The following is a 13,880-nucleotide window of genomic DNA, read 5'->3' on the forward strand; positions in this document are numbered from 1 at the left end:
AGCATTGATACCCAGACCGTCCCAATAGGCAATGCTGCCTGTTTGGAATGCATTATCGGCGAGCGAACTAAATATCCGCCCATTACCGCCCGGGATAATCCCTTCTTTGGTCAAAGTGAATACATCGTATTGCTGTGCGGAGAGCGTTTGCACGGTCAGGTTTCCAATGGTTTGGTTTGTTGCCGTGAAATTGACCCCTGGGTTAAAATTCAGGTAATCGGCAGCCCCGGTTTTGAATTTCGGAAGGGCTACACCAGTTATCTGGCTGGCAACAATTCCGGAAGCCACGTCGGTCCAGGCAGTGACGTCGGTCGCATCGCCGGTGTTGGTGATACTCATATCCGCCCGATACCACTGAGACAAACCTGTGAAAACCCCGCCCGGCGCATTCTGGATCGATGCGGCAAACGTGAAGTACTGTCCGTTGGCTAATGTTACGTCAGCGTAGTTGTAGGTTACCCCGTTGATTGTCTGAGTATTGGAAGCCATCGGCGTAAAGGCATCCTTACCGTCGATCGTAGCGTCAGCGCTTTGGACAAGTGACAGGTTGTTTAAGCCAGTCGGCCATGCGATGCGGACGGTACCGACACCACCGGTATTCTGTACTTTCCAGATAGCTTTGAAAAGCATGTTCACGCCGTTGCCCAAACCAGGATTATAGGTACCCGGTGCTTTGGTGAGACCGTTATCGCCCCAGATCAAAAACTGACCATTATTGAGCCCGGTAGCATTGGCCTGGTTCGTGTTGCCCAGACCTGTGGTCCCGATCAAAACTTGCTGACCGGCGTTTACACTCCACGATTGTTTCTGGTACAGACTTGCTTCGTTGTCACGGCCAATCCCTGCTATGTTGTGCTGATAGCCGGTATTCGTCGACGCATCCCAAACAACACTGCTTGCAGAATTGATGTAGTTTTGAGCGGTAGTCTGATCGAGTGTGATCCCGTATTTAATCGCCAGGTAACTGTGTATTCTGGCAAGATCCGCATTAGCCATATCCCCGCCGGTAGGCCCGTGGTACAATATAACTTCTGCTATATCTCCATTTGGGTTGTCGGCAGTAGTTCCATCTGCGCCAAGATATGCACCCACGGTGGGCAACCCATAAGAGCCGCCAGTTATCGGATATGGCGAAGTATATACTTTTTGAAGGCCATTGTAGAAACCACGCTGATTCGCAGGAGACCCCGTTTTAGGCAAGATAGCCGAATAAATTCCAAAACGGTTTTCCGATCCCGGACCAGCTGCTGTGGCACTAAAACCGTTTCCGATAGCAGGCATTGGGTAAACAAGGCCACTTTGTGGATATAGGAAAAAGCCGTCGTCATTCCCTGCAATTGCAAACATATTGTTGTAGCCCGAGGCAGAGGTATTCAACCGTGCTACTGCAATGTAATGAACTGATCCACCCGTGTTTAGGTAAGGAGTCGTGTTGTTTCTCAGGTAATTATTAGTCCCGTCGAACGAAAGCGTAGGGTTAAAATTCCAGGTGTTAGTATATGTAGTCTGATCGTTGTACGGGATATATCCGGTAGCACTGCTCATAGTCAGTTTTACATCGTTGATAGTAGAGTTGTTCCAACCTGTAACTTTCTTATTGGCGTCAACTTCAACACCGCTATCAGCTTTGTACCACAATGAAAGGTCCCCGCCTACACCACCAGGCCCAACCAGGTTTGCAGCGAATGTGAAATACTGGCCACTAACCATGGTCACATCCGTGTAATTGTAGGTGGTGCCATTAAGCGTGATTGTATTGGCAGACATATCTTGTCTCAGATCGGAGTTGTCGAAGACAGGGTCCATACTCTGAATGAATTGCAAACCAGGGATGCCCGCAGGCCATGCCACGCGAACAGACTGGACGCTGTTCGTATTCTGTACTTTCCAGATGGCGGCGAAACGATAGTTGAGCTCAGGGATGCCTGTCAACGATACGCTTGGCCTTTTCTCCAACCCGTTGTCGCCCCAGATAAAAAACTGGCCATCCGTCAGGTTCATCGCATTAGCATCATTGGTGGCAGCCAACCCGTTGGTTCCCATAATGAGCTGTTGACCCGCATTGGCGCTGAACGATTGCTTCTGATGCAGGGCACTATTGTCATCCTTGGCAATACCGGCGATGTTGCTGTTATAACCAGCATTCGCGGTAGCATCCCAAATCACAGCGGAGTTGCTGCTCAGATAGTTGGCCGCGCCTGTTCCCTCATCATTGCTCAACGTGATACCATATTTGATGGCCAGGTACGAATTGATCCGTTGCTTTTCGTCACCCGTCGAGTTCTGATGATCTGAGCTGTATGCAAATACCTCGGAAATCCCTCCCTGATATTGTTCGTTACCATTTCCGGTCAGAGCAAAGCCTTCGGAACCAATCGCGAAATTATTGGCATCGTTAATGTCGCCGATATTTGTAGTGGTACTGCTGTAAATCCTGCCGTTCACATTAAGGTACATGCCGTTATTAGCAGCGCCGCTGCCTTTCCAGGACATTCCTGCCAGGTGGGCTGGTGTCGTATTTAGACTGACGTTTTCGTTGATCGTTACGCCATTGTCACGAGCGACATAATAATTGTTATCTCCGCGGACCAGGTTAGGGTCATCGTCACCCCAGCCGTAAGCAGTTCGGAACCCGCCGGATGCCGAATTGTACATCACACCATAAGTCGACCCAGGGCTCGTCGTCGATGGGAAGTAGGCATCATTATCGCGATAGAAAAAGTCGTTGGAACCGTCGAAATAGTAAAACGGATTGAAATTGAAAGAGTAGTTCTTGCTATCTGCGTTGAATGCTGCGTCGGTTACCAGGCTGGGCTGGTTGGCTGCATTGTTGTTCTGGGTAACGTCCCTTCCGTTAACGGACATATCTTTCCAGATGTTTTTAGCGCCGGCAGCATTTACACCGTCGTTAGCCTTGTGCCACATCAGAAGATTTGCAGCCACCCCGCCAGGTGCCTGAACGTATGCTGCGAAAGTGAAAAACTGCCCGTCTGCCAGGCTGACGTCCGCGTAATTGTAGGAAACACCATTGACCGTCTGCGTGGCGGTCATGTCGGTAGCCGGGTCCGAACCGTCAATCGTTTCGTCAGAACTCTGAATTAATTTCAGGTTTGTCAGTCCTGCCGGCCAGGCGACGCGCACCGTGCCTACACTACCCGAGTTTTGGACTTTCCAGATCGCCGCAAACCGGAAATTAATGCCAGGACCTGTCAAAGCTACTGCCGGCGCTTTGGCAAGACCGTTATCGCCCCAAAGCAAAAATTGGCCGTCAGTAAGTTCAGTTGTGTTGGCCGCGTTCGCATCGGCAAGACCCGTTGTAGCAATCAACACCTGATTGCCGTCGTTGATGCTTTTGGATTGCTTCTGGTTCTGCAAGCTGCCCGCATCACGGGCAATTCCCGCGATGTTGTTGTTATAGCCGGTGTTCGTAGTTTGATCCCAAAACACGGTCGATCCGTTGCTGGCAACGTAATTGTGCGGCAATGTAAGGCCGTACTTGATAGCCATGTAACTGCGTACCCTGATCTTTTCAGCTTCGGTCAAATCACGCTCATAAGCGATTACTTCGCCAATCAGACCGTTTCTTTCTTCCGGTTGAGCCCCTAGAACGGCACCATCCGCATGATCCGCATTGCCGGAAGCGAAAGTACTGTTTACCGTGCCCGTCTGGCCATTCTGGCCGTACTTGATCCCGGCGGTGCCAACTGTGAAAGAGACATCATTCAAATAAATCTTTCCACCCTGGACCGTCGGTAATCCTGCATTTGCGGTGTAGGGATAGATGACAATGTTGGAAGACAGATTGGTGTACACCGGAGAGTTCGCATTGATGAGCCCCGCGCCTGTCGTCGTTGCGCCAAAACCCAGGATATCGGAATAGCCTGAAACATTGCGACTCATCGACGCGATAAAGAGTGTACTGTTGGAGCCATTTGCGCTATACGGCCGCCCGTCGGGGACAACCATAAAACGGGCGTCGCTGCCGACCGTACCGAAATCGACGAATGCATTGAAGTTGTACTTCTCCGCTCCTACCGCAGGCACCAGGAATGGTTGCCGGCCGGCATTTGTCTGGGTAAAATTGTTTCCGGAGCCAGATGCATCCGACCAACTGGATGGGCTAAAAGCTTCCGGCCTGAGCCAGATCTTTAAATTGGCCGCGACCCCGCCCGGTGACTGCGCCCGGGCCCCTGCGAGACCGAGCATAGTCAAAGCAAGGACCGCCAGGCCACTGCGTAACTTTCTTTTCATGTTATGGTTAGTTAAATAAATAAAAAAAGAATTCAAGCGGACTTCGCATGGCGGATGGTAGCTACCGGCCGGGTTAACGGCAAACCGGACGAATGTGCTCACTACCAGATAAGTGTATATAGCGAAAACAAGGGCAAAATAAATTCAGGTATACAGAAAACGCTTCTGTATATACGCAGTCAAGCTATGACTTTCCTGGAACTCAGGCTGGGGTCGTTGCTGCTCCCCGATGTCTAGGTTTCAGGTATGGTAGCTTGCAATTGATAGCGTTAATTTGAGATAGGTACTTAATGTCGATATAGTTTTGATTCGTCAAATAATTTCTACTTTATTCACTTGCAAATATTTCCACATTACGTACAAATCATACGTGCCAATCCGATCAATTTCACATGGTTTTTAATTCAAACCGATGTTTTTTTAATAAATCGAATGCTTTTGGCTACGATTACGGATCATTTTTCCTCGAAAGCCCCGAAAGGGGCATCTTGCTTTTTTAAGATCACGGCCAGGTCTATGATGTTGTGCACATTGGTTTTTCTATAAATATTCGACTTGACCGTACTGATCGTCGAACTACGCCGGTCCAGCACATGAGCGATCTCGGAAGTGCTCAGACCCCTGATCAAACACCCGGCTACTTTTATTTCCAGGGCAGAAAGCAGTCGGGTCCGAGGCTGCTTTTTAAGGCTCGATTTCTTTGTGATGAGTTGATATGCTATCTCGCTATTGACATAGTGTAATCCCGCTGCCAATGAATTGATGCACATATCCAGGTCGCGGGCGTCGAAATCATCCGGCAGGTACCCTCCGATACTGTCCTTAAAAAAGGTGAGCAGGAAATCGATGGATTTACGGTTGTCGTAGATGGCTATCGCGGCAAGGGGGCTGTACCGCCTCAGGCGGCTGGTCAGGTTAATGATTTCAATATCCGAAAGGTCTGTGCCGGAAATAAAGATAATCTCCGGGGCGCGGTCAGTATGGTTTCTTTCCAGTTCCGGATAATTACTGGCTTCGATAATCTCCAAGGATTTTCGCGTCTGGACCAAAGTTTCCCTAAAACCTCTTTTGAATATCGGGCGAGGGTCAACAATAGCAATCAGTTCTACATTGGTGTAGGTGGGTGACATTTTCATTTTCTCAAAATACATTTTGCGTTGTAACACTTCATGCACAAGGTATTCAGCCCCGCAAAGGGTCAGGCATTAGGATATTGTCAGTCCGCGGCGGGTGCATTGCCGGCAGGAGGTGCAATAATTTTTCAGTTGCGGCCACAAAGGCATGGGGCAGATTCTTTCACATGGCATATTATACATGTGATCCGGTTGAATCCGAAGAAATACAGGAAAGCCTTGTTGCGTTTTTACAAACATCGAAAAAAATGGATAAATGCATCCAGTGGAATCTCGCCAATTACTGACGTTTATTAGGTCAACGCTGTTCAAAAGGCACATTTCGATCCATGACCCAAATAAATTGTCCAGCGTATTGCAACCTATGGAATTAATCCTGGCCGGAAGTGCGCCCAGCCAATGTTTTGACGTCGACATAGTTTTCGTCTATCAAATAATTTCTACTTATTTCGCTTACAAATCCCACATTACGTGCAAATCATGCGTGGAAATCTGATCAATTTCACATGGTTTTTAGGTCAAACCGATGTTTTTTTAACAAATCGTATGGTTTTGGCCGCGATTACGGATAATTTTCCTCGAAAGCCTCGAAAAGAGCAACTTGGTTTGTTAAGATTATGGCCAGGTATATGATGTCATTCGCAAGGGCATTTATGCCTTACTCGATAAATTAATAATCGGATTAAATAACCCACCTTTTGTTGAAAACTTTGATGAATTTTCGGCGGGCGTTGCTCATTCTTGCAATGATCTGTTCTGCTCATTTTACCCAGGCACAGGCTTTCAGGAATCTGGCCGGTATTGAAGTCGGTTCCATGTCTAATGCCAGAGGAGTGGTCCAGGATAAACAAGGCTTCATGTGGTTTGCCACCTACGCGGGTCTGTTCCGGTATGATTCTCACACGCTGAAGAAATACCTGCATAATTCATCCGATCCAAACTCTATTTCGTCCGACATGCTCAATGCCGTCTTTTGCGACTCGAAAGGCGACTTATGGGTGGCTGGAACGGGCGGACTCGATCGGTATAACCGGGAGACAGACAATTTTACGCACGTCGATCACAATCTGCCCAACACCAACCCTGAACTCAATAACAACATTTACTTCATAGCGGAAGACCGCGATCACCGGATATTGGTAGGGACGCCTTTCGGCTTGAACAGTATCCTGGTTACAAAAGGGAAAATAAAGGTAACCTATATCCTTCACCGTACCTTTGAGCGGCTTGACAAGGACATTTTTTCGGTAATCCAAACAAGCCAGGGTGATTTCTGGGCGGGAAGCGATAATGGGCTGGTACATGTGCCCGCGAACGGAAATCCTCCACAAGTCTATCGTTTCAATTCGACCAACAAATCGCCGCTGATTAATGATTTCCGTACACAGTACCTGGATGAACGGAACGTGATCTGGTTGGGGCCGAGCTCCGGCGGGATCGTTCATTTTGACGTCGCGACGAAAACATTCAGACCAATGCAGGACTTCGTCGCCCCGGACGGGGAGGCGCCCGTTGTAAGCTGCATCCTGCCCGACGGCAAAGGGAAACTTTGGATCGCAACGCACTCCGGATTGGCTTTGTTCGATCCTGTGAGCCGAAAGACTACCTGGTACAGAAACCAGCCGGGCAATATATACAGTCTGGCCGATAATTACATTCAAACCATGTGTCTGGATGGACAGGGCGGGATATGGCTGGGAAGCTACTATTTTGGCATCAGCAATTTCTATCCGAATGCCCCCCGTTTCCTTTCATGGCCCTTTACAGTGAATGGCATATCCGATGTTCGCTATGCCAATGCATGGATGGGCAATAGCCGGGATGGTAAACTTTGGGTAATCGGGAAGGATCAGAAAAAATTACACCTGTTTGACCCGTCAGGCATACAGACGAGATCGTTCGACCTGAAATTACGGCCCTCTTCCGACTATTATCATTTTTACATTGACGGGAACAATACGCTCTGGGCAGCAGGAAACACGGTGTTGACAAGCTTCGACCTTAATTCCGGGAGCTACCACCATTATCCCATTGCCGCCACCGGAAGTTATAAGGAGTTGGAAGATGGCAGGGTACACGAGATTCTGGAAGATTCGAGGAACAGATTTTGGCTGGTAGGTACTTTCGGAGCATTATTGTTTGACAAACAGACGGGCGGGTTCAGAAAATGCAAGTCTGTCACCTATGCCCATAGCATACTGGAAGATTCGAAGCAAAATATATGGATAGGCGGCGGCGATGAAGCATTTGTACTCAAACATGACGCCGTCGATTTCAAAGAATTGACCACAGACAAAAGCAGGGGTGCCGGAAATTTTGCTGCGGTATGGCGAATGGCAGAAGACGGGGCAGGCAGCATATGGGCAGTCACCCGGCAAGGTCTGCAAAGCTTCGATCGCGCGTCGGGCAAATTTCTGCTTGACCCGAAAATTACACTTTCGAAGATCGAAGATATCCAGATAGATAAGGAAGGTTATTTCTGGCTTGCCACCGAAGCCGAGTTGACACGTTACAATCCCGAAAAGCAGACCCTGCAAACCTACGGCTACCAGGACGGACTTCCTTTCAACGGAATTTCACGGCCCGCGTCCAGCGTCAAAAGTGCCTCGGGGATGCTTTACTTTACGACCAACAAAGGGATTTTTCAATTCTCGCCCAACCAGGTGACAGCAAGGAGCGGCACTTCCCAGTTAGTGTTGACCCAGCTGAAATTATTGAACCGGGAGGTAAGAGCAGGCGACGACACCGGTTTGCTGACACATAACCTCGATCAAACCCAGGAATTGACCCTGCACCATGATCAAAACATTTTTACGATCAGTTTTTCCCTGTTGAGCTTTCCAAGATCGGAACGAAACCGGTATGCTTACAAGCTGGAAGGGTTCGATAATAGCTGGACCTACACCGGTAGCCAATCTGCTAACTATATGAACCTGCCGCCGGGAGACTATGTGTTCACCGTACGGGCTGCAAATGGGGATGGTTACTGGAACCGTGATCCGCTTCGTCTAAAAATCAGCATACTGCCCCCCTGGTGGAAAACCTGGTATGCCTACCTGGCCTATTTTCTGCTGACTGCTGTCACTATGTATGCTATTACAAGGTTTTTCTGGCTCCGGAGCTCATTCCGAAGGGAGAGTGCGCTGAACCAGGTTAAGCTTGATTTTTTCACCAATATTTCTCATGAAATCAGGACGCACCTTTCGTTGATTTCGGGGCCACTGCAAAAGGCCTTTCAGCATGCGCACGATGGCAAATCCGTTGAGCATTATTTGGGATATGCCAAAAATAATTCAGACCGGTTGATGCTTCTGGTCAACGAGCTGCTCGACTTTCGTAAGATCCAAAGTGGCGGCATCAGGCTGCAAGTACAGGAGTATGACGTGGTTAAAGTTATGAAAGGCGTCATAGCCGCATTCGAGCATATCGCGAAGGAAAAGGCCATCCAAACGATGCTTGTCTGCCCGGACACACCGGTGCTGTTGTGGCTGGATATGGGCCAGATGCAGAAGGTATTTTACAACCTGCTCAGCAATGCATATAAATTCACGCCCGAGGGCGGTAAGGTGGAAGTGCACATTGTAGAAATTTCCAATGAGGTGGACATCATTGTTCGGGACAACGGTAAAGGTATATCGGAGGCCCATTTGCAAAAATTATTTACCTACTATTACCAGGCGGATTCTGAAAAGCCCGGCTACGGGATCGGGCTTGCGCTTTCCAAGAGCATTGTCGAGGAGCACCGCGGTTACCTTGCGGCAGAGAGCCGTCTGGCGACGGAATCTATTCCCGGCAGTACCACATTAACAATGCGGATGCTCCGTGGAAACCAGCACTTCTCACCCAATCAGATTGCGCCGAAAAGCAGCGATTATATCGGAAACACGCCGGAGGGAACTGCTGTAACACCGCCCGTTAAACAAAACGGAACATCTTCAAAGAAAACCAATACGATCCTGATCGTCGAAGATAACGACCAGTTACGCGTATTTATCAGGGAGCTTTTCCAGGATGAATTCAACATCATGGAAGCCGAAAACGGCCTTCGGGGGTTAGAACTTGCAAATGAGTATATGCCCGATGTGGTTCTATCCGACATCATGATGCCTGACATGAATGGATTACAGCTGAGCAGCCATTTGAAAAAGAACATGATGACCTCGCATATACCCGTCGTGCTGCTGACGGCCAAAGCACAGAACCAGCAAATCATAGAGGGGCTCGCAGCGGGAGCGGACGACTATCTTGTTAAACCGTTCGATCCGAAAATACTTGAATTGAAGATACATAACCTGATCCGGTTGAGAAGCGATCTCAGAGATCGGTACCGACAGGCTGTGTTAACCGACCAACACGACAGTAAAAGCATTGCCAACGACAAGAATGAGGAGTTCATCGGTAAGCTTACCACGCTTGTCAGAGAGAATATTTCCGATCGTGATTTTGGGGTCAATGAGCTCGCTAGTGAGATCGGTATGAGCGTATCGTCATTGTACAGAAAATTAAAATCGCTCACTGGGATGACAATCAACGACTTCATGAAAACCGTCCGGTTCAACGAAGCCAAGAAATTACTGGAATCAGGAGTCCATAGCGTCAGCGAGGTAGGCACAATGATCGGCTTTGACGACAGCAGGCATTTTAGTATAGAGTTCAAAAGGATTTTTGGAAAGACACCGATCGAAACAAAAAGGCAGATTTCAGAGTAATATATGCTCGGGAATCTTTTGTAAATATCAGTTTAGGGATTTTGCAACAAGAAGGTATGCCATCCACGCCCGAAAGATGTTTTGACTATGAGTGAACAATTGCTTGTTTTTCGTTTGCAAATCGCGAACAAAAAACCTACTTTGGAGGTATGATAGCACATAATGGCATGAGACCACAGGACGTGGTCATCCTCTGTAAGATTGTTTTATGGGAAAACAGATCCTGGCAATATAGAGATATTGCTGTCGAACTGGATATTAGTCTTTCGGAGGTATCCCAGTCGCTCGCCAGAAATGCACTAGCAGGTTTGTACTTGACAGACCGGAAAAAAGTTGCAAGGAACGGCCTGTTTGAATTTATAAAATACGGATTGCACTATGTGTTTCCGGCTAATCGTGGCCCAATCGTAATCGGGATACCAACCGCTCACTCTCACCCCTATTTTAAGGAAAAGATCGTTTCAAACGAGATATATGTATGGCCTGATCCGCATGGCCAGGTCAGGGGCCAAGGCATCTCGCCTCTATACAAGGGGACAGCAATAGCGGCTGCCAAAGATGAAGATCTCTATAAACTTCTTGCCAGCATAGACATTTTACGCGTTGGAAAACGCAGAGAAATACAACTCGCACTTAATGTATTGGAAGAATATTTGCTATGAGTCATCAGGAAAATACAACTCGGATCAAAGTCGTTCATAATGCTCTGGGTGAGCTTGCTGAAAGATTCTTTTTTGTTGGCGGTGCAACAGTGTCGCTTTACACTGACCGGATGGCTGACGAAGTTCGCCCGACAGATGACGTCGATATTTTGATTGAGTTAACAGGTCGCGTTGACTACGCGGTATTAGAAGAACAACTGCGAAGCAAGGGCTTCGCAAATGACGTAGCGTCAGGAGTGATTTGCAGATATAAAATCAAAGGCGTGACAGTCGATGTAATGCCTACATCAGAAACAATCTTAGGATTTACCAATCGATGGTATACAGCAGGAGTACAAAACGCCATAAGTGTGAATCTTGACGAAAATACAACAATCCGTATTTTCGATCCTATCCACTTTCTAGCTTCAAAAATCGAGGCATTTAAAAGCCGCGGAGGAAATGATGGACGATGGAGCACCGATTTCGAAGACATTATTTACGTGTTAAACAACCGATCTTCCATTTGGCTCGAACTGCGAGAATGTAGTGAGCCCGTCCTGGGCTATCTGCGGGAAGAAATAAAAGCTCTCCTAGAAAATAAATATCTGGATGAATGGATCGGCTGCCACCTGGAATTCTCAGAACAAAGGCGGGGCGCTTATATTATTGAATCACTTTCGGAATTTATAACCCCCACAACGATTTAAAACTTGCACGAAAATTTGTAGCTTCTAAGAATCAATTGCGATGCGGCGACAGATATCGAAGAAGCAACAACGGTGGCTGTAACTCTAACGGGTATAGGCAATAACCTCAGAATAGATAACGGAAGCGTGTTTGATCTTCATCTTACACCTTTGGGTACGTTTACCATGGAAGCATTTGCTAAATTTCTGGAAAGCATGATGCTGGTAGATCTTCCAAAATAAATCTAAAAAAGAAAGTCGGCCGGGCCTTGCCATGCATGGCATTGAATAAATTCCGCCCCCCCTAGCTCCCCAAAACCCGCTTCAAAAACCCATAACTATGTATAATCCCTAGCCACGCCTCCCGCTTCACCGAATCCAGCAAATTCGCCAAAGCCACGTAAGCCGTTTCCCTGATCTCCCCGAAATTCTGTTCGATGTAAGCTTTGGCATTTCTTTCGGCATTTTGGTAAATATCCCGGCTTGTGTTGGCCTGCGTACCGCTTCCGGTTCCGTCGAATGCGGCGTGGCGTGCGTAATCTTCCAAACACAAATGCTGAAAAACATAGCCTTTTTGGTACATATCGTGCGACCATACCGTGGCCGTGTCGACGCCGCCCCAGTTTCCGCCATAACAGCCGATGTCGCCGTTCGGGACGGTTTCCAGGCGATATTTCTCCACATCGATCAGCGCACAATACTCGTTCAACCGGCATTCCGGTAGCATATGAACCCTTCCCCGCTCTATGACCTCCTTCTGAAGTTTTTGCCTGGGTGTAGCGTAAGCCTCCGTTAGTTCCAGCGCTTCTTCCATAGACGGGACGTACTCCCGATACTTATACGAATCACATTTATTCCCCCACGCAGGACCGGCAGGGCAAGACCAGCATTGCCCGACCGACCCGACACCGGCCAGGTTGGGGGCACGGGTATCGAATTCTTTGAGCATATCTCCGATCATATCTCCGTGATAAAGCATATCATTATGCATAATGCACAGATACTTCTTATCCGTGGTTTCCAAAGCATATTGGTACAAAATACTCTGCCGCCAACGCTTGTCCGTTTTTGCCCGCCCGATGTCCATCACGCCCAGTCCCAGATGATGGTAGGGGTATTGGACGATCAATCGCACATCCGGATCATTTCTGAAATAGTCGATCACTTTGAAAATTCCGACATAATCATTGTGCGGCTGCTTTCTCTCCCTTGAAAAATAGATTTTATCAATGTGTTCGCCACTGTATTTGATCAGTGTCTTGATCGTTACGATTGCCTGGTAAGGCTTACCGTAAAACGCAATGCTAACATCTACCTTCTTGCTCATAAATAAATCTTTTGTTCCATTCCGGACACAGTTTATCAGGGACTTTAATAGTCCCTCCGATTTATACTTTTATCGCTATGAGAGAAATAGTGATCGAGGTCGGCTTCCGGTTCCGGATTTCGCCTGAGGGTGATTGAAGTATTAAGTTAATAAAAATGCTATTAAGTTGCTATCGCAAGTTTATTTTGTATCAACAAGTTATCCTTGAAGGCGCCTCGCTTTCTGCCTTCGCCTTGATCCCCTGACCGTAGCATTGTCCAAAACACACCTTCTTGCCAGTTCTGAAAAGCGGAAGTTTGTTTAAACATATGTACATTTGTAAATTATTTAATAAAAAATATGTTTTTCTTCTAAGTGTTTGGGGCGGTGAGAACGACATTATAATAAGGCCGCTCAAACCGGCCTTTTGTCGGCACTTTTTAACCCGCTAGTAATGGATAGTTTGGAATTGTCTGATCATCACGAGGATGACCTGGGCCAGCCCGCCCCTCCCGGTAATGGCCCGGACAGGCTTACGCGCCGACCCGAGTTTCCCGCAGATTCGGAAATGTTGCTCAAAAAGGCGTTTGAGTCGGATACCAACACGGGGATAGAGCTTCTTTTCCGATGGTACTACCGTCCGCTGTGCAGCCACGTCGTGCGGTATGTATCGTCGAAGGAAATTGCCGAGGACATCGTATCCGAGGTTTTTTACAAATTCCACCGGGACCGGACGTTTGCCCATGTTGAAACGTCTTTCCGGAACTACCTGTTTTCGGCCGTGCGGTATAGCGCCTTCGATTACGCACGCCTCGAAATGAAGCGGAACACCTCCCTGGAACATGCGGAATACGTGACGCTCCAACCCGAGCAGCAGCCGGATCATATTACGCAATACGAAGACCTGTACAACGACGTTCAGAACGCCATCAACACGCTCCCGCAAAAGCAGCGCCGCGTGTACCTTATGCACCGGTACGAAGGAAAAAAATACAGCGAGATCGCCGCCGAGCTGGGCGTCTCGTACCGGACCGTGGAGTCTCAGATGTACACCGCCATGCAGGAACTGAGGAGGATTATCAAAGCCAAATGGCTGTTCGCATTGCTCGCCCTGTTTCATTAACCCTGCCCTTTCGGGGTACAACAACACA

The 13,880-nt window shown here is 48.1% G+C and carries 7 protein-coding genes; 4 read left to right on the forward strand and 3 right to left on the reverse strand.

Annotation, left to right across the window (positions count from 1 at the left end):
* Positions 1-4,251 (reverse strand): hypothetical protein (locus tag BMW93_RS34570; RefSeq protein WP_143061792.1); only part of this gene is annotated, 4,251 nt, incomplete at its 3' end.
* Between the two features lie 455 nt (positions 4,252-4,706).
* Positions 4,707-5,387 carry a response regulator transcription factor gene (locus BMW93_RS34580; protein ID WP_177194290.1) on the reverse strand — a complete coding sequence of 227 codons (681 nt, stop codon included), beginning with the start codon at positions 5,385-5,387 and terminating at the stop codon, positions 4,707-4,709.
* Positions 5,388-6,085: 698 nt separating this feature from the next.
* Between BMW93_RS34580 and BMW93_RS34590 the strand changes: the two genes are divergently transcribed.
* From BMW93_RS34590 to BMW93_RS34600, 3 genes are all read left to right on the forward strand, one after another.
* Positions 6,086-10,093: a hybrid sensor histidine kinase/response regulator transcription factor gene (locus tag BMW93_RS34590; protein ID WP_143061794.1), complete on the forward strand. Its 4,008-nt coding sequence runs from the start codon at positions 6,086-6,088 to the stop codon at positions 10,091-10,093.
* Between the two features lie 149 nt (positions 10,094-10,242).
* Positions 10,243-10,755 carry a hypothetical protein gene (locus tag BMW93_RS34595; protein ID WP_229241137.1) on the forward strand — a complete coding sequence of 171 codons (513 nt, stop codon included), beginning with the start codon at positions 10,243-10,245 and terminating at the stop codon, positions 10,753-10,755.
* Positions 10,752-11,444 (forward strand): nucleotidyl transferase AbiEii/AbiGii toxin family protein, encoded by a 693-nt coding sequence (locus BMW93_RS34600; protein ID WP_090387338.1) that lies wholly within the window; start codon positions 10,752-10,754, stop codon positions 11,442-11,444. Before BMW93_RS34595 ends, BMW93_RS34600 begins: the two co-directional genes overlap by 4 nt.
* A gap of 283 nt (positions 11,445-11,727) precedes the next feature.
* Here BMW93_RS34600 and BMW93_RS34605 read toward each other — a convergent pair whose 3' ends face one another.
* Positions 11,728-12,750, reverse strand: a complete 1,023-nt coding sequence (locus tag BMW93_RS34605; protein WP_090387340.1) for a hypothetical protein — start codon at positions 12,748-12,750, stop codon at positions 11,728-11,730.
* 433 nt (positions 12,751-13,183) lie between these two features.
* Here BMW93_RS34605 and BMW93_RS34610 point away from each other — a divergent pair, with 433 nt between their 5' ends.
* Complete coding sequence (locus tag BMW93_RS34610; protein ID WP_090387342.1) at positions 13,184-13,852, forward strand: RNA polymerase sigma-70 factor; 669 nt, start codon at positions 13,184-13,186, stop codon at positions 13,850-13,852.
* The last annotated feature ends 28 nt before the right edge of the window (positions 13,853-13,880 follow it).

Origin of the sequence: Dyadobacter sp. SG02 (assembly GCF_900109045.1) — a bacterium.
Lineage (GTDB): Bacteria > Bacteroidota > Bacteroidia > Cytophagales > Spirosomataceae > Dyadobacter.